Annotated in this window: 15 protein-coding genes; 13 read left to right on the top strand and 2 right to left on the bottom strand. The window is 37.1% G+C overall.

All coding sequences use genetic code 11. The features are described 5' to 3' along the window. From ACGHIN_RS09240 to ACGHIN_RS09200, 9 genes are all read left to right on the top strand, one after another. The coding region (locus tag ACGHIN_RS09240) for a glucoamylase family protein (RefSeq protein ID WP_390452766.1) at window positions 1–1,169 on the top strand (1,169 nt) is incomplete at its 5' end. A 91-nt stretch (window positions 1,170–1,260) separates the two neighbouring features. Further along, on the top strand, window positions 1,261–1,965 hold the full coding sequence (locus tag ACGHIN_RS09235) for a carboxylesterase family protein (protein WP_390452764.1): 705 nt from the start codon (window positions 1,261–1,263) through the stop codon (window positions 1,963–1,965). Window positions 1,966–2,113: 148 nt separating this feature from the next. Then, entirely contained in the window at window positions 2,114–4,441 is a 2,328-nt protein-coding gene (gene bglX, locus ACGHIN_RS09230; protein ID WP_390452763.1) for a beta-glucosidase BglX, read from the top strand. A 108-nt stretch (window positions 4,442–4,549) separates the two neighbouring features. After that, complete coding sequence (locus ACGHIN_RS09225; RefSeq protein WP_390452761.1) at window positions 4,550–4,963, top strand: hypothetical protein; 414 nt, start codon at window positions 4,550–4,552, stop codon at window positions 4,961–4,963. 145 nt (window positions 4,964–5,108) lie between these two features. After that, on the top strand, window positions 5,109–5,252 hold the full coding sequence (locus ACGHIN_RS09220; RefSeq protein ID WP_390452760.1) for a bacteriocin-like protein: 144 nt from the start codon (window positions 5,109–5,111) through the stop codon (window positions 5,250–5,252). 235 nt (window positions 5,253–5,487) lie between these two features. After that, window positions 5,488–6,915, top strand: a complete 1,428-nt coding sequence (gene purB, locus ACGHIN_RS09215) for an adenylosuccinate lyase (RefSeq protein WP_390452758.1) — start codon at window positions 5,488–5,490, stop codon at window positions 6,913–6,915. A 50-nt stretch (window positions 6,916–6,965) separates the two neighbouring features. Then, window positions 6,966–7,928 (top strand): WG repeat-containing protein, encoded by a 963-nt coding sequence (locus tag ACGHIN_RS09210; RefSeq protein ID WP_390452757.1) that lies wholly within the window; start codon window positions 6,966–6,968, stop codon window positions 7,926–7,928. A gap of 29 nt (window positions 7,929–7,957) precedes the next feature. Next, on the top strand, window positions 7,958–11,656 hold the full coding sequence (locus ACGHIN_RS09205) for a phosphoribosylformylglycinamidine synthase (RefSeq protein ID WP_390452755.1): 3,699 nt from the start codon (window positions 7,958–7,960) through the stop codon (window positions 11,654–11,656). 93 nt (window positions 11,657–11,749) lie between these two features. After that, window positions 11,750–12,376: an SGNH/GDSL hydrolase family protein gene (locus ACGHIN_RS09200; protein WP_390452753.1), complete on the top strand. Its 627-nt coding sequence runs from the start codon at window positions 11,750–11,752 to the stop codon at window positions 12,374–12,376. Between the two features lie 410 nt (window positions 12,377–12,786). On the opposite strand, the gene ACGHIN_RS09195 is transcribed toward ACGHIN_RS09200, so the two are convergent. Then, window positions 12,787–13,143: a diacylglycerol kinase family protein gene (locus tag ACGHIN_RS09195; protein ID WP_390452751.1), complete on the bottom strand. Its 357-nt coding sequence runs from the start codon at window positions 13,141–13,143 to the stop codon at window positions 12,787–12,789. Between the two features lie 228 nt (window positions 13,144–13,371). On the opposite strand from ACGHIN_RS09195, the gene dnaN reads away from it, so the two are divergent. The 4 genes from dnaN (at window position 13,372) to ACGHIN_RS09175 (ending at window position 18,612) form a co-directional block, all read left to right on the top strand. Beyond that, window positions 13,372–14,502 carry a DNA polymerase III subunit beta gene (dnaN, locus tag ACGHIN_RS09190; protein ID WP_121460737.1) on the top strand — a complete coding sequence of 377 codons (1,131 nt, stop codon included), beginning with the start codon at window positions 13,372–13,374 and terminating at the stop codon, window positions 14,500–14,502. A 76-nt stretch (window positions 14,503–14,578) separates the two neighbouring features. Continuing rightward, window positions 14,579–15,412 carry a M23 family metallopeptidase gene (locus ACGHIN_RS09185; protein ID WP_390452749.1) on the top strand — a complete coding sequence of 278 codons (834 nt, stop codon included), beginning with the start codon at window positions 14,579–14,581 and terminating at the stop codon, window positions 15,410–15,412. A gap of 187 nt (window positions 15,413–15,599) precedes the next feature. Then, window positions 15,600–18,002 carry a phenylalanine--tRNA ligase subunit beta gene (gene pheT, locus ACGHIN_RS09180; protein ID WP_390452748.1) on the top strand — a complete coding sequence of 801 codons (2,403 nt, stop codon included), beginning with the start codon at window positions 15,600–15,602 and terminating at the stop codon, window positions 18,000–18,002. A gap of 199 nt (window positions 18,003–18,201) precedes the next feature. After that, window positions 18,202–18,612 carry an META domain-containing protein gene (locus tag ACGHIN_RS09175; RefSeq protein WP_390452746.1) on the top strand — a complete coding sequence of 137 codons (411 nt, stop codon included), beginning with the start codon at window positions 18,202–18,204 and terminating at the stop codon, window positions 18,610–18,612. Window positions 18,613–18,657: 45 nt separating this feature from the next. Here ACGHIN_RS09175 and ACGHIN_RS09170 read toward each other — a convergent pair whose 3' ends face one another. Next, window positions 18,658–18,897, bottom strand: coding sequence for a hypothetical protein (locus ACGHIN_RS09170; RefSeq protein ID WP_007845674.1), 240 nt, complete (start codon window positions 18,895–18,897; stop codon window positions 18,658–18,660). Between the last annotated feature and the right edge of the window lie 14 nt (window positions 18,898–18,911).

The raw sequence follows: 18,911 nt of genomic DNA, 5'->3' as shown, positions 1-18,911 counted from the left end.
ATATTTACCCCGATAATGATAAGCATGTAATAACGACCGGTGGTTCAGGATTTGGTTTAGCGACCATTCTGGTTGGAGTGGAAAGAGGTTTCGTTCCAAGAAAAGAAGCTGTAAAAAGATTGTCCCGAATGATGGATTTTCTCGCGAAAGCAGACCGCCACAAAGGAGCCTGGTCACACTGGATCAATGGAGAAACAGGAAAAACAGTTCCTTTCGGGAAAAAAGATAATGGGGGAGATTTGGTAGAAACGGCATTTTTAACTTCAGGGATCTTAATGGTTCGCGAATATTTCAAAAACGGAAATGCAGAAGAAAAAGCCCTTGCTCAGAAATGTGATGAATTGTGGAAAGGAATCCAGTGGAATTGGTATACCAAAGGAGGAGAAAAAGTATTATACTGGCATTGGTCACCCGAATATCAATGGGAAATGAACTTTCCGCTTGAAGGGTATAACGAATGTTTGATTACATATATTTTAGCCGCTTCATCACCTACTTATTCAATCGATGCCGAGACTTATTACAAAGGCTGGACAAGAAACGGTACCTATCTTACGGATAAAACAAAATACGGATTGCCATTATATGTAAAGCACAACTATGCCGAAGAATATGGCGGTCCTTTATTCTGGGCACATTATTCTTATATAGGATTAGACCCTACAGGATTATCGGATAAACTTGTAAAAAACTATTTTGATTTGAATAAAAATCAGGTTCTTATAGACTATAAATATTGCGTTGAAAATCCAAAACAGTGGAAGGGATACGGACCAAATTATTGGGGATTAACAGCAGGCTATACAAGAAATAAAGATGGTGGAATAGGCTACACCGCACATATGCCGTCAAATGATAACGGAGTGATTACTCCTACAGCAGCTTTAAGTAGTTTTCCATATACTCCTAAAGAATCAATGGATTTTTTGAGGTTCTTATATACTCAAAAACCTGAATTCATAGGCTCGGCGGGACCGTATGATGCTACATCAATCAATTATAATGACTGGTTCACTCCAAGATATCTGGCTATTGATCAGGGAACAATCGCCCCGATGATAGAAAACCACAGAACCGGGTTTTTATGGAAACTATTCATGAACGCTCCGGAAATTCAGCAGGGATTGAAAAAACTAAACTTCCAGTCAACAAAATATGGAATAAAATAAATGAAAATTTTAATCCATCAATAGAAATGGACTTTATCCGTTTAACAAAAATAATATCAATCAGGCTTTAGCCAAAACCTAAAACCTTAATATGAAATGTAATCTAAAACATATAGTACTTCTTTTTCTGCCATTTTCCATAAGCTTACAGGCTCAGGAAATAAAAGCGGAGATGAACAAAGAAGTCAAAAAAATTGAAAAAATATCTTATGTGCTGGATTATCCTCAAAACGCAAAAGGAAATGTACCCTTAATGGTATTTCTTCACGGTTCGGGAGAAAGAGGAAGCAACCTTGAACTGGTAAAGGCGCATAGTCCGTTTACCTATAAAAACCTGATCAAAGAACCGGTTGCCATTTTAGCGCCTCAATGTCCGGCTAATTCTTGGTGGAATACGGAAACTTTATATCAATTGATCAAAGAAATCCAGTCCAAATATAAAATTGATGCCTCCAGAATTTACCTTACCGGTCTTTCCATGGGAGGTTGGGGAACTTGGAAATTAGCCATGGAACATCCGGAAATGTTTGCTGCAATAGCTCCCGTTTGTGCGCCTTCGGATCGCGTGATGGAAGCGAACGTGGACCAATTTAAAAATCTTCCCATCAAAATTTTCCACGGCGGGAATGATGATATCGTTTCACCCATCAATTCAATCAATATGTATCAGGCAGTGAAAAAAGTGAATCCTACAGCAAGTTTAACCATTTTCCCTGATGATAACCATAATTCATGGGATTCTACCTATTCAGATTCAAAATTCTATGAGTGGATGTTGTCACAAAAAAAGAAATAATTTTAATGGTAAAAATCTTCGCGAGCTTAGCTTAGTAGAACGCCTTTGCGAACTTAAAAACATATATACTTATAAATGACTTAGTGTGCTTTGCGTTTAAAATATGATTATTAAAGAAATTAAAACTATAATTTAAGAAGATAGATTTATGAAACAGTTAATTGTAATTGCAACTTTAGCTCTTTCGCCCGTATTTTCGGCGCAGGAAATGGTAACCAAGCCGGTTCAGTCCTATCAGACCGCCCAATACCAAGCGAAAAGAAAAGCCTTTGTAGAAAACCTTTTATCTAAAATGACCTTAGATGAAAAAATCGGACAGCTGAATTTACCCACTTCCGGGGATTTTACAACAGGGCAGGCTCAAAGTTCAGATATCGGAAAAAAAGTAGAACAGGGTTTAGTCGGAGGACTATTCAATATAAAAGGAGCTGATAAGATCAGGTCTGTTCAAAAAGTTGCAGTAGAAAAAAGCCGTTTAAAAATACCGTTAATTTTCGGAATGGATGTCATTCATGGGTATGAAACAACATTTCCTATCCCATTAGGTTTAGCCGCTTCATGGGATATGAATTTGGTTCAGCAATCGGCAAGAGTAGCAGCTAAAGAAGCTTCTTCAGATGGAATCAACTGGACCTTTTCGCCTATGGTGGATATTTCCCGTGAACCAAGATGGGGAAGAGTTTCCGAAGGCTCTGGTGAAGACCCGTATTTAGGAAGCGAAATTTCTAAAAATATGGTATACGGTTACCAAGGAAAAGACCTGTCAGTAGAGAATACCATTTTAGCCTGTGTAAAGCATTTTGCACTATACGGAGCCGGTGAAGCAGGAAGAGATTACAATACCGTAGATATGAGCCACGTGAGAATGTTTAATGAATATTTTCCCCCTTACAAAGCTGCTGTGGATGCAGGAGTTGCCTCTGTAATGGCTTCTTTCAACGAAGTGGATGGAGTTCCTGCAACGGGAAACAGATGGCTTCAGACCGAAGTTCTCAGAAAAATGTGGGGCTTTAAGGGATTTGTAGTCACAGATTACACCGGGATCAATGAAATGATCGAACATGGAATGGGAGATCTTCAACAGGTTTCTGCATTAGCTTTAAAAGCGGGAGTAGATATGGATATGGTAGGAGAAGGCTTCCTGAAAACATTAAAAAAATCGTTAGAAGAAGGAAAAGTTACCCAGGCTGAGATAGATGCTGCCACAAAAAGAATCCTTGAAGCAAAATATGATTTAGGTTTGTTCGATGATCCTTATCGTTACGGAGATGCAAAACTGGCTGCGAAAGAAGTCTACAATATGGAAAACCGCAATATCGCGAGAAATGTTGCCGCGCAGTCAATGGTTTTAATGAAAAATGAAAATCAGGTACTTCCATTGAAAAAATCAGGAACTGTGGCTGTTATTGGCCCTTTGGTAAACAATTCATTAAATATGCCCGGAACCTGGAGCGTTGCTGCTAAACACGATAAAGCAGTTTCCTTGATGCAGGGACTTCAGGCTAATTTTGGAAAAGAAGTGAAATTCCTTTCCGCAAAGGGCGCCAACATCGATTATGATGCTAAACTGGAAGATATCTACGCAGCGCACGGTAAAAAAACAGACAGAGACAACCGTTCTAAAGAAGCTTTATTGAAAGAAGCTTTAGACGTCGCAAATAAATCAGATGTTATCGTTCTTGCCATTGGGGAATCCGCCGAAATGAGCGGAGAATCATCCTCGAGAACCGAAATCACGATTCCGCAATCTCAGGTAGATCTTCTCAATGAATTGAAGAAAACTGGAAAACCAATTGCTGTCGTACTTTTCACAGGCCGTCCTTTAGCATTAACCAACATCAAAGATACCCCTGATGCTATTTTGAACGTTTGGTTTGCCGGCTCTGAAGCAGGAAATGCCATTTCAGACGTATTATTCGGGAAAGTAAACCCTTCCGGAAAACTTCCAATGACTTTCCCAAGAAGCCTGGGGCAGGTTCCGATCTATTATAATGCTAAAAATACCGGGCGTCCTTTAGCTCAGGATAAAGTAGATAAATGTATTTACGAAAGATTCCGTTCCAACTATATGGATGAGTGTAATACCCCGTTATATCCTTTTGGCTATGGGTTAAGCTACACGAAATTCAACTATTCCGATATTGCCATTTCCAATGCCAATCCAAAAGGAAACCAAACTATTCAGGCTTCGGTTACCGTGACCAACTCCGGAAATTATGACGGAGCAGAAGTGGTGCAGCTATATATCAGAGATATGGTAGGAACCATTACAAGACCGGTAAAAGAACTGAAAGGCTTCCAGAAAGTATTCCTGAAAAAAGGAGAATCTAAGAAAGTAACCTTTGACATTACCCCGGAAAGTTTGAAATTCTACAACGGAGAATTAAAATACGATTGGGAGCCGGGAGAATTTGATATCATGATCGGAACCAATTCCGATGAAGTAAAACATTCAAAAATCAACTGGACGAAATAATTTTATAAGCCACTCGTTTTGAGTGGCTTTTTTGTATCTTAGAATTAAAATTAACTAAAACCATACTTTTGGCATAATTTTTACCAGTCAGAAAACAAAAATTTAGATATGAAAAAAACAATTTTACGTAGCGCCATATTTGTTGGCTCTTTAGTTTCCGCTCAGAACACATCACATGTTGTAGGAGCCGACAGAGATGTTCATGGCTGCATCGGTTCTGCAGGCTATACTTATTCACAAATCAAAAATGATTGTGTAAGGGTTTTTGAACAAAAAATCAAGTTAAATGAAGTGAGCACAGATAAAAGCTATACCACAATGACGGCTGTGATTTTCAGTAAAAATATGAAGAAGGCGGAAATATTTATTTCTGACGAAAACGCCAAGAGTATTATCCTGGAAAAGCAAGGGAAAAGCAAAATCTGGAAAAGCGGGAGCCATATTAAAGATAAATACGTTTTAGTTCCCTATAAAAAAACAGGATATCAGCTTAAAAAAAACAATGTTGTTATTTACCAATAAAAAAAAATTAAAATAAAATCAATCAATCCGTTCTTTTGAACGGATTTTTTTATATCATTCAATTTAAAAATGTGTATATTGGTAGTACCAAATTAAGCGGAATCCGAAAAGCACACAGAGTAGGAAAAAACCAAAAAACTTTAATATGAAAAATCTAAAAAAACTTTCAAAACAGGAATTGAAAATGGTGTATGGAGGAATTCCTCAATGCTTACCAGGTTATTACTGGTGTTCAGTATTTAGAAAATGTATTCCTGTGGGATCAGACTGCGGTATTTCAATTGAATAATCCCGATTATTCCAATAAACAAAAACAAAGGTCGCCGAATAGGCGGCTTTTTTTGATTATTGATGATGCATAATTCAGTTTAGCTGCAATTAAAATCTGTCTAATCACTCTGCTCAATCGGGGATAAAATAAACCTTTTAATCAAACAATTTTAATGTATCCGAAAAGAACATTTCCAATTTTTATCTCTCACCGAAAAACCGTATTTTTGCATATCTAAAAAGTAAAAGAAAGAATGAATTCCTACAAAAATCCATTGGAAGAGCGCTACTCCAGTGAAGAAATGTTATTTAACTTCTCACACAATAATAAATTCCGTACCTGGAGACAACTTTGGATCGCTCTTGCTGAAATCGAAAAAGACCTTGGTCTTGAAATCACAGACGAGCAGATTGCTGAATTGAAAGCTAATGCTGAAAACATCGATTATGAAAAAGCAGCTGAGTATGAAAAGAAATTCCGTCATGATGTAATGGCTCACGTTCACACGTATGGTGATGTAGCACCTTCAGCAAAAGGAATTATTCACTTGGGAGCTACTTCGGCATTTGTAGGAGATAATACAGATTTAATTCAGATCCGTGACGGACTTTTAATTTTAAAGAAAAAGTTAGTGAACGTGATCAAAAGTTTAGCAGACTTTGCGATTCAATATAAAGACCTTCCTACTTTAGGATTCACTCACTTCCAGCCGGCTCAGTTAACAACGGTTGGTAAAAGAGCTACGCTTTGGTTGCAAAGTTTGGTTCTGGATATCGAAGAGCTTGATTTCTTCCTGGAAACATTACGTTTCAGAGGAGTAAAAGGAACTACCGGAACTGCTGCAAGTTTCCTTGAGCTTTTTAATGGAGATTATTCTAAAGTAAAACATTTAGATAAAGAACTTTCAAAAAGATTCGGGTTTGAAAAAGTTTTCGGGGTTTCAGGACAGACTTATGACAGAAAAATCGATGCTAAGGTAGTAGCTTTATTAGGAAATATCGCTCAGTCGGCACATAAATTCACCAACGATTTACGTTTGCTTCAAAACCTTAAGGAAATTGAAGAACCATTCGAGAAAAACCAGATCGGTTCATCGGCAATGGCTTATAAGCGTAACCCGATGAGAAGCGAAAGAATCGGAGCATTAGCAAAATACGTGATGTCTTTAACCACAAGTTCCGCCATGGTAGCTTCTACACAATGGTTTGAAAGAACATTGGATGATTCTGCGAACAAAAGATTAACAATTCCTCAGGCGTTCTTAGCTGTGGATGCCATTCTTTTGATCTGGAACAACATCATGAATGGAATTGTAGTATATCCAAACAGAATCAATAAGCATATTGAAGAAGAATTACCTTTCATGGCGACAGAATACATCATCATGGAAGAAGTAAAAGCAGGTGGAGACCGCCAGGAAATCCACGAAGTGATCAGGGTTCACTCCATGGAAGCTTCCAAGCAGGTAAAAGTAGAAGGAAAAGAAAATGACCTGATTGAAAGAATCTTAAACGACGATTCTTTAAAACTGGACAAATCAAAATTAAAAGAAGTATTAGACCCTAAAAACTTTATCGGGTTTGCTCCGATTCAGACGGAAGAATTCATCAAAAATGAAGTTCAGCCGATCTTGGACCAGAACAAAGACCTGATAGGATTAGAGGCTGATCTTAAAGTATAATAGAGTATGCAGTCTTTTCGGCTGCATATTTTTTTTCAACTCCAAAGAATATGAAGAAATTACTTTTGCTGATCGTATGGATGCCGATGCTTGCTTTCTCACAGGAGGAAGAGGTATTGAGGTATTTTATCTCAAAAGATACATTGGTTGGAGTAAAAAATCAGAAAGGAGAAATTGTTGTTCCTGCTCAATTTAGAGTATATTCAGCACTCGAAGATGGAGATTTGGTAAAAGGAAATACCATTTTCTTTGACGGTTGGAAAAAAGAAGAAGGTGATAAAAAGAATATGTGGGGATATGTCTATGATCGAAAAGGGAACTTTTTATATAGACCTTACTTTTATGATAACGGCGCCGATTTTTTTGAAGAAGGGGTACAAAGATTTGTCAAAAACGGAAAAGTAGGATTTGCCGACAGAAACGGAAAAGTGGTTATTGAACCCAAACATGATTTTGTTTCCCCTTTTAATTATGGATATGCCGCTTTTTGTGACGGATGCGACTGGGAGAAAACGGAGGATGAGCATAAAGCAATGGTTGGCGGAACATGGGGAGTAATGAATTTTAAAGGAGAGATCGTTCGACCCATTGCAAAGAAATCTGAAAAAGATGTGGAACAGAATGGGAAATATTATCCATATCCGTTCGAATACAATGAAAAAGAGAAGAATATCCTTCAGTTCTTTGAAAAACAGAACAAACTGCTTTCAGGCATCAATTATGTGAACTACTATAATGAGCTGTCTGACAATGAGAAAAGATTGTTCTTTGAGATTGTTGAAAGGCCGAAAGAAAATTTTCCCTACTATAAAATTTATGCGTATGATTATATGAAGTATTCAACAAGTTTAATGAAATTTATAGTTTCGGAAGACGGCAAAAATATATATGCTGCAGATTTTTTTGATGAAGAAGAAAAAATTCCTTTTGATAAATGGCTGAAAGAAGAAATAAAAAAAGCCGAAAAATATCAGAAAAAGAATACGGACAATCCCAATAAATTTAATAAATAAGTCTAATAATATTTAATATCTGACATCTAATGTCTAATAACAAAAGAATTTTCGTAGAAAAAAGAGGAATTTTCGATGTAGAAAGTCCAAAAATTTTTGATGAAGTAAAAGCGGTAGTACCATCCGTGAAAACCGTAAAAGTGTACAATGTATATGATATTTTCGGGTTGAATGATGGTGAATTTGAAAAAGTGGTCAACAGTACATTTGTAGACCCTGTTACCGATATATTGCACACCGAGAACCCTGCAACAACCATTCATTTTGCCATGGAATTTCTACCTGGTCAATATGATCAGCGTGCAGATTCGGCCCAACAATGTATCGCTTTACTGACGGAGAATGAAAAATCAAAGGTAAGAAGTGGAAAGCTGATCGAATTTGAAGGTGTTTCTGAAGCTGATCTTGCTAAAATCAAAGATTTATTAATCAATAAAGTGGAATCTCAGGAAAAAGACCTTACTATTCTGGACATTCCAGCAGAAGAGCAGCCTTCAAAAGTGATTATTCATGAAAATTTCATCAACTTTAATGATGCTGAGCTTGAAAACTTCTACATCAACCATGGTTTTGCTTTAGGATTGGACGATTTGAAATTCATTCAGGAATACTTCAAAACAGAGCAAAGAAACCCTACGGAAACTGAATTAAAAGTATTAGACACGTATTGGAGCGACCACTGCCGTCACACTACTTTTGAAACGGAACTTACGGATATTCAGTTTGAAGGTAAATTCAAACACACATTAGAAACTATTTTCAATGATTATATCGAAAAAAGAAAATTCTTAGGCCGCGAATTAAAGCCGATTTCTTTAATGGACCTGGCAACCGTGTGCGGAAGATATTTCCATAAAACCGGAAAGCTTGAAAACCTTGTGGTTTCAGACGAGATCAATGCTTGTACTATCCAGATAGAAGCAGAATACGACGGTAAAAAAGAACCTTGGTATTTGCTATTCAAAAACGAAACACACAACCACCCGACGGAAATTGAACCTTTCGGTGGAGCTTCCACATGTTTAGGAGGAGCCATCAGAGACCCGTTATCCGGAAGATCTTTTGTATTCCAGGCCATGAGGTTAACGGGAGCTGCGGATGTGCTGGAACCTGTTGATCAGACATTACCGGGGAAATTACCTCAAAAAACAATCACAAAACAAGCTGCCAACGGGTATTCTTCTTACGGAAATCAAATCGGTCTGGCTACAACAATGGTTTCTGAGATCTATAATGAAGGCTATAAAGCTAAAAGAATGGAAGTCGGTTTTGTTACAGGAGCTGTTCCTGTAGACTGGGTGAGACGTGAAAAACCTGAAGCCGGAGATTCCATCATCATTTTAGGAGGTGCAACAGGTCGTGACGGAGTAGGTGGAGCAAGCGGAAGTTCAAAAGAACAGGACGAAACCTCTATTCACACGATGAGCTCAGAAGTTCAGAAAGGTAATGCAGTGGAAGAGCGCAAAATCCAAAGACTATTCAGAAAGCCTGAAGTAACAAGGCTTATCAAAAAATCCAATGACTTCGGAGCTGGGGGTGTTTCTGTGGCAATCGGAGAAATTGCAGAATCTTTAGAAGTCAACTTAGATGTTTTACCATTAAAATATGAAGGATTAAATGGAACCGAGCTGGCTATTTCCGAATCTCAGGAAAGAATGGCAGTGGTTGTTGATCCTAAAGATAAAGAACAGTTCATCAAGTATTGTGAAGCGGAAAACATTGTTGCTGTAGAAGTGGCAAAAGTAACCGATTCCGGAAGAATGCAAATGTTCTGGAAAGGAGATAAGATCGTTGACCTTTCAAGAGAATTCCTGAACACGAATGGTTGTTCTAAAAATCAGGAAGTGAAAATCACGCATCTTGAAGAAGTAAAAGCAGAAAATAAACCTTTCACAGAAGAAGCATTCTTACAGATTTTAGGCGATAAGAACGTAGCATCTCAAAAAGGATTGCTGGAAATGTTCGACTCTTCAGTAGGAGGAACAACAGTAGCCATGCCTTTAGGCGGAAAATATCAGCAGACTTTAATGGAAGGTTGTGCTCAGACACTGCCTGTTTTAGGAGCAAAAGACATCGAAACGGTTTCTTTGGCAAGTTGGGGATTCGATGCTGAAATATCCAAGCAAAACTCATTATTGGGAGCTTCTTATGCCGTAGTGGAAAGTGTGGCAAAGATCGTTGCCATGGGCGGCGATTATAAAAATATCAGATTGAGCTTCCAGGAATATTTTGAAAAATTAGGGCAAAACCCTGAGAAATGGGGTAAACCTTTAGCATCGCTTTTAGGAGCTTATGATGCTCAAATTAACCTTGGTTTGGCTGCCATCGGAGGTAAAGATTCCATGAGTGGAACCTACCAGGATCTGAACGTTCCGCCAACATTAATTTCATTCGCTTGTGCGAACGGAGAAAAGAAAAATATCATCTCTCCGGAATTTAAACAGGCAGGAAATAAATTGTATTTCTTCAACCATATTCTGCAGGAAAACGGACTTCCCAATTACGTTAGTTTGAAGGCTGCTTTCGAATTTATTTTCGAAAATATCAAAGCAGGAAAAATCGTTTCCGTTAAAACTGTTAAAGAAGGGGGTGTTGCAGTAGCGTTAGCAAAAATGAGTTTCGGAAACAGATTAGGTGCAGAAATTAATGAGTTTGATGAAAGCACATTATTAGCTAAAAATATCGGAAGCCTGATCATCGAATCTACAGAAGAATTAAGTTCTGTGAATCTTCAATTGATTGGTGAAGTTCAAAATTCAAATATTTTGAAAATCAGTGGTTTTGAGTTTGAAATCGAAAAATTACTTGATGTTAATACCAAAACATTTGAGAACCTTTTCCCAACCATCGAAAAAGATAAAATAACGATTGAAATCGATGAGAAACTCAACTCAGTCAACCCAAGAAATATCATCATTAAAAAACACGGAATTGCACAGCCGAAAGTTTTTGCTCCGGTTTTCCCGGGAACAAACTGTGAGTACGAAACCATGAATGCATTCCAAAAAGAAGGAGCCATTGTCAGCAGTTTACCACTGAAAAATATCAATCACCAGTTGCTGGATGAAAGCATCGATGCATGGGTGGAAGAAATTAAACAGTCACAAATTTTAGCATTCTCCGGAGGGTTCTCTGCAGGTGACGAACCGGATGGTTCTGCCAAGTTTATTGTGAACGTTTTGAAGAACGAAAAGATGAAAAATGCGGTTCACGATCTGTTGGAAAGAGACGGAATGATCATCGGGATTTGTAACGGGTTCCAGGCTTTGATTAAATCCGGATTATTACCTTACGGAGAAATTAAAGAACTGGATGAAAATTCTCCAACGTTAGCTCATAATGCCATCAGAAGACATATCTCTCAAATGGTAAATGTAAAAGTTGTCAACGATGAAAGTCCATGGCTGAAAGGAATGAAAGATCTGGTATTCACTATTCCGATCTCTCACGGAGAAGGACGTTTCATGGCTTCTCAGGAAGAAATTGAGAAGTTATACAAAAACGGACAGGTGGCAACACAATACATTGATTTCGATGGAAACATCGCTCACGGAATGCCATTCAATCCAAATAATTCATTATTCGGAATTGAAGGAATCACCAGTGCATGCGGAAAGATCTATGGTAGAATGGGACACCCTGAACGTTTTACAGAAGGCCTGATGAAAAACATCCCGACTGCAAACTATCACAACATCTTTAAAAATGGTGTTGAGTATTTCAAATAAGAAATAATAATGATCAATATAGAAAATGACTGTCGGTAATGGCAGTCATTTTTATGTATTAGAATATAACTTTGAACAAAATATTAAAAAAGTATGAAAAAAATAAGGTACGGATTATTCTTCGGCGACAGCATTACGTATGGAGAATATGACGGCGTTTTCGGCGGCTGGGTAGATATTCTGAAAAGATATGCATTACAGCAATTCCATGAAGGGAAGGACGAGCTTATTCTTTTTAACCTGGGGATCGGCGGAGAAACCACAGAAGGATTGATCAAAAGAATGCCCCACGAATTAAGTGCAAGGAACTCTGCGGACGGAAATATCGTCTTTATAGCTTACGGAGCAAACGATCTTGCTGCAAAAGATGGAGAGAAGTTGGTAAATCCTGAACAATTTAAAAGTAATATTCTCACAGCCGTTCAGCATGCGAAACAATTTTCCCAAGATATTTATCTGGTGAGTATTTTGCCTTTTTCCTCAAAACTGGATGGGGTGGTTTCGGCGACTGGGAAGGTGAGAATAAGTGATGATGTTTTAGTTTACAATCAGATTCTTAAAGATACTGTCATTGAAAATTCACTAACCTATATTGACTTTTATTCCGCATTTTTAGAAGATAAAGAAATCTTGCTTTCAGGAGATGGAGTGCATCCCAATGAAAAAGGATATGGAATGATGGCGGAAATAGCCATACCCATCATAGAAAAATATTTATAATGCTTTATTTTCTTACGGAAACCCTGCAAAAAGAGCAGGTTCAAATAGAGACTTTCGGTCGATCGTTAAACGGACAAAGAGATATTTTAGTAGGTATCAGCTAGAGATACTGGAAATTACAGATTCTGAAGTATTGCGAAAAAGCAATCAGAAATATCACCCGATTTTAGAATTTTCGGAAATACCAAAGACGAAATAGAAGGAATGTTATTTGAAGTTACCGACGAAGAAATTCTTCAAGCTTATGAATATGAAAGTGGAGGGTTATAAAAGAATTGAAACCATATTTAAATCCGGGAAGACTGGTTTTATCTATGTTGGAAAATAATTATAGCACAAACCACGCTAATTTTTCGTGAATAACACAAACATCTGTGTAAATCTGTGAAATCTGTGGTTAAAAAATGAAATTAATTAAAAATATATTTCCAGTAAACAGCAATTCCAACGATCAAAGAAACAATGGTCATCAGCAACACTGCTCCTGCGGAAATGTCTTTAATGAAACCTATTCTCTTATCAAAATCCGGCTGAATGATATCGCAGATTTTTTCAATGGCTGTGTTGAAAATCTCGGCACTTAACACACCAAAAGAAACAATGAGGATAAGTGCGGCATCGAAAGTGGAAAGTTGTAAATAAAAAACCAGGAAAAGATTGATCAAAAAGGCAACAACCTCAATCTGAAAATTCCTTTCACTTTTCAGCATCAGGAAAACCCCTTTGAAAGCATTGAAAAAACTTTTATGAACAGGTGGTTTTCGCATGGAAGTATTTTTTAACAAATATAAAACTTACTGGTCAATGAATTGTTTTTAATTATTAATTCGGGTAATTCTACTTAATTTAGGAAGAAAATATTTCCGTTACAGGAATTTGAATCATAATATCTGGTTTGAAAACAGACGAATGATCTTTGTTAAAAACTCATAGATATTATTTTTTTCTTTCTTGCATCTATTTATTATATTTGTAAAAACTTATTATTAAAATCTATGAAATTTATTATTTCAAGTGGTGAACTGCAGAAGGCTTTGCAAACTGTAAGTGGCGTAATATCAAGCTCTCAATCGAGACCTATTTTAGAAAACTATCTTTTTGAGTTAAACGAAAATAATGTTACCATTACAGCATCTGATGGCGAAACAACTCTGGTGACTTCTCTTGAAGTGAAGTCTGAGGATTCGGGGAAATTTGCCGTTCCTGCTAAAATTTTTCAGGATTTTATCAAAACCTACGGTGAACAGCCTTTAACGTTTTCTGTGAAAGATAATGCGGAAGGAACCGGGAGCCAGTTAGAGATTTTGGATGAAAAAGATAATTTCGCAGTAGCATTGGATAATGCAGACGATTATCCTGAATTGCCGGAATTTGATGCCGCTCAGAGTGTAACCATGTCTGCCGGAGTTTTATCCGAAGCATTAACCAATACACTTTTTGCAACAAGCAACGATTCTCTTCGTCCGGTAATGACAGGGGTTCTTTTCCAGTTTGGAGAAAATGAAACCAATTTCGTTTCTACAGACTCTCACAGATTGGTGGTATACAAAAGATCTGATCTGATGAATGTGGAGCCGATGGAATTCATCATGCCTAAAAAGCCTTTGACAATTTTCAAAAATATCTTAGCGAGCTCTAGTGATGATGTAACCATCGAGTTCAATGAGAACATGGCTAAGTTTACTTTTGGTAAACATATCTGGATCTGTAGATTGATCGACGGGAAATATCCTAATTATACAGCGGTAATACCAAAAGAAAATCCGAATGTATTGACGATCAACAGAAATCTTTTATTAGGCGCTATTAAAAGAGCATCCATCATGTCCAACAAATCTACCAACCAGGTAAGATTCAAGCTTTCCGGAAATATTTTACATCTTCATGCAGAAGATACGGAATATGCAAACAAAGCAGACATGCAGATTCCTTGTGACTATAACGGAGAAGACATCAACATCGGGTTTAGCTCTAAGTTTTTAACGGAAATGCTGACGATTCTTGGTTCCGATGATATCACCATGAAAATGTCGCAGCCAAACAGACCGGGAATTATTGAACCTCTTGACGGTCTCGAAGACAACGAAAATATCTTAATGCTATCAATGCCGGTCATCGGGTTATAAGATTAACAGATAAAAATATAAAGGGGTTTGAATTTTCAAGCCTCTTTTTTAATGATCAATTTCAATTTTCATTGTGATGAAGAAAATAATTATTTTAAGCTTTTTATTTCAATGTATTTTTCTGTTTTCCCAAAAAAACATCAAGGTTTATTATGAGAAAAAAGGAGACACTATGGTTTACTATGCCGATAATCAGGAAATTTATCCTGTATCTTTTGTATTCTCCGGCCAACCGGAATTATTAAATATGAAAAGCCCGGAAACCTTTAAAACAACTCAGGTTTTGCCATCAAAATCTTTAAAAAACAGAGTAGCATATTTTATAGCAGGAGATAAGTTGGAAAAATGGGGAGTAAAAAAAATGCCACCGTATATGATCTACATAGGTGATGTTACCTTAAAAACCTATGATTCCAACTATCAATATGATCTGCCTTACCGAAAAGGAAAATCCTATACTATTTATCAGGGATACAATGGAGTCTTTTCTCATCAGAATGAAAATTCCTTGGACTTTACCATGCCGGAAGGAACTGAGATTGTAGCAGCAAGAGATGGCTTGGTCATAGAATTTGTTAAAGATAACAATTCCGGCTGTCCTACAAAAAACTGTTCCAATCAGGCTAATTATATTACTATTCTGCATTCAGATGGTACTTTTGCACAGTATTATCATTTAAAACAAAATGGAGTAATGGTAAACATCGGTGATCAGGTAAAAAAAGGAGATCTTATAGGGCTAAGCGGTAATACAGGATGGAGTAAAGGCGCTCACTTACATTTTGTATGTTATTTGGTGAAACCTGAAGAAGCTAAGTTCAGAAAAACGGTTAAAACCCTTTTCAGAACCGGAAATGGTGCTAAAGCGGAATATCTTATGGAGAAAAAAACTTATGTCAAGGAATATTAAATTATGAAAATATCATTAATTAGATGACGTACTATCATCTGCGTGATTTGTAGAATCTGCAAGAGAATAAGAGCGTAAATTAGGAAAAATGTATCCATTTAAATTCGCATCTAAATTTCGCTATCTCTCAAAAAAACACGACATTTGTACATTCAAAAATTCAAGTAAAAATTATTCAAAATAATTTATGAAAATATCAAACAACTGGCTGAAAGACTTTATCAAAACGGAAATCAAACCTGAAAGAATCGGGGAGTTTCTTACGGATATTGGCCTTGAAGTGGAAGGGATAGAAAAGTTCGAAAGCGTAAAAGGAAGTTTGGAAGGAATCGTTGTAGGTAAAGTATTAACCTGCGAAAAACATCCGAATGCAGATAAATTGAAGAAAACAACTGTTGAAATAGGCAACGGGAAAGTATTAAACATCGTTTGTGGTGCTCCTAACGTGGAAGCCGGACAAACTGTACCTGTCGCCGTAGTTGGAACTAAAATTTACGACAAAACCGGAAACTTTTTCGAAATTAAGGAAGCGAAGATAAGAGGCGAGGTTTCTCAGGGAATGATTTGTGCTGAAGACGAATTGGGACTGAGCGAAGATCATGGTGGAATTATGGTGCTGGATGAAACCAAATATGAAGTAGGAAAGAATTTTGCGGATTATTTTGAATTGACCAACGATGAAGTTTTTGAGATCGGCTTAACGCCGAACAGAACGGATGCGATGTCTCATTATGGCGTAGCAAGAGATCTGTATGCTTATCTGTCAACCAACAAACAGAAATCAGAGTTTGAAAAAGTATCTTCCCAGCCTTTGAATAACGAAGGTTCCCATGAATTTACTTTAGAAGTGGAGGATGGTGAATTGTGTCCAAGATACATCGGAGCTGTAATAGAAGATGTAAAAGTGGCGGATTCTCCGGATTGGTTAAAAGACAGATTAAAAGCAATCGGATTAAGCCCGATCAATAACGTAGTAGATATTACCAATTATATTCTTCATGGCTACGGACAGCCGCTTCACGCTTTTGATGCAGATAAAATTGCGGACAAAAAGGTAAAAATAGGAACCGTAAAAGAAGGAACCAAATTTACTACTCTTGATGGAGTAGAAAGAACATTGAACGGTTCTGAAATCATGATCAAGGACGGTAAAGATACCCCGATGTGTATTGCCGGAGTTTTTGGTGGAGCGCATTCCGGAGTTTCTGAGGAAACGAAAGCCATATTCCTGGAAAGTGCTTACTTCAATCCGGTAGCGGTGAGAAAAGGAGCTAAATTCCACGGATTGAATACCGATGCTTCTTTCAGATTTGAAAGAGGGGTTGATCCTAATATTACAAGAACAGCCATTACCCACGCCATTAAAATGATTCAGGAAATCGCCGGCGGAAAAATGGTAGGTGAATTATTGGAAGAATACCCTAAAAAAATAGAAGATCATTATGTGATCATCAGGTTCTCGAAGATTGAGCAGATCTTGGGAACTAAAATTCACAGGGAAAAAGTAAAGGAAATTTTAAAGGCTCTTGAAATCCAGGTGTTGAATGAAATTCAGAACGGTTTCGAAATTTCTGTTCCGGCTTACAGAGCTGATGTAACAAGAGAAATCGACGTGATTGAAGAGATTTTAAGAATCTATGGATACAACAAGATCGACGCCCCACAGAAGATTTCCTTCACACCTGTAAAGCTTAGTGCACAGGATCAGGATGAATTAGAGAACAATTGGGCAAGAACGTTACAAAGCTTAGGCTTTAACGAAGTAATGAACAACTCATTAACTTCCGTAAAAGATGAAACGGATGCCGTGAAATTGTTAAATCCTTTAAGCGGAGATTTAGCATTTATGAGAAAATCTTTATTGGAAGGGCTTCTTCAAAATGCAATCTATAATATTAACAGAAAAAATCAGGATATCAAATTCTTTGAATTCGGAAAGATCTATCATAAAAGAGAGCAATACGAAGAAAGAAAGCAATTGGCGATCCTGGTTACAGGAAGAGATGTGGCGGAAAACTGGTTACAGCCGAAGTCTGTGACAAGTTTCTATAACCTTAAAGCTTATGTGAAAGTCCTATTGGAAAGACTTTCCATCGATTATAAAGAAGTGGCTTTATCTGATGAGAGATTCTCTGATGCCTTAGCGTATGAAGCAGAAGGAAAAACATTGGTGAGAATCGGAAAAGTATCTTCAGGCTTGCTAAAAGATTTTGATATCGACCAGGAATGTTTCTATGCGGAAATTGAATTGGAATTCGCACAGGAACTGCGTTCTAAAAACGAACTTAAGTTTAAAGATATTCCAAAATTCAACAAGATCAGAAGAGATTTAGCTTTATTGATCGATAAGAATGTCAATTATCAGGATTTGTATCAGACTGCAAAGAAAAATAAATCTCCGTTCATTAAAAACATCAACCTTTTTGATGTATATGAAGGGAAAAACCTTCCGGAAGGAAAGAAATCTTATGCGATGAGTTTCGAGCTTCTGAATGAGGAAAAAACATTGGAAGAAAAAGAAATCTCAGAAGTAATGGATTCTCTGATCAAAGCATTCCAGAAAGAATTCAATGCTGAATTAAGATCTTAAGACAAAAACAGCATATCAATAGAAGCGGGCTAAAGCCCGCTTTTTTTATGGGCAGTTTTGAGGACTTTAGCCTAAAGAATATCAGGAAATTATGCTGATTTTTCAGTGAAATAGAAATGTTAACGGAATAATAAAATCGCCGGAAAACCGTTCAGATAATATAATTTCCGTAAATTTGGTTTAATCTAAAAAGAAAAAAATGAAAAACCTTTTTTTAAGTATATGTGCGGCAGCAGTTTTAGCGTCGTGTGGAGCAATGTCCGGTTCGTCCGCTTCGAAAGTAGGTAAATCTCAACCTTCACTGGCCAATACAAAATGGACTTTGGCAGATAACGTAAAAGGAAAAATTCCTACACTGAATATCGAAGGTGAAAAACTGAACGGAAATGCAGGATGCAACAATTATTTCGGAACAGTGAAGCTGGATGCCTCCACAGGTAGTTTTTCTGCCGGGCAAATGGGTTCTACAAGAATGATGTGTGATAATATGAGTGTAGAGAAAAACTTTATGGATATGGTAGGAAAGGCGAATAAATATGTGGTTTCCGGAACCACTTTGGAATTGTATCAGGACAATCTCTTACTATTGAAATTTAATAAATCAGAATAAAAAATAAAAGGAACTCAACTGAGTTCCTTTTTTTATGAGTAATTTTTATTCTTCCTCTTCTTCGTCGTACTTAGCCAACTCTTCATCGCACCATTTGAAAGCAGCTTCTACCACTTTAGTCGCTTCATCTGCCATCGTTTCTTCATCGTCGCCTTCCAAATCATCTAGCCACTCAACTTCCTCTTCCTCAACATTTAAGATAAATCTTGGATATTCTGTATGAACAACGAATAAATCTTCTGGAAATTCCGAATTATCTGCTAATAAAAACTTTGGTAATTTCATTTTTTTAATGTTTT

It is taken from the genome of Chryseobacterium barbadense, from assembly GCF_042849955.1.
In the GTDB taxonomy this organism is placed as follows: Bacteria; Bacteroidota; Bacteroidia; order Flavobacteriales; family Weeksellaceae; genus Chryseobacterium.
This window is presented reverse-complemented; position numbering and strand designations above follow the sequence as displayed.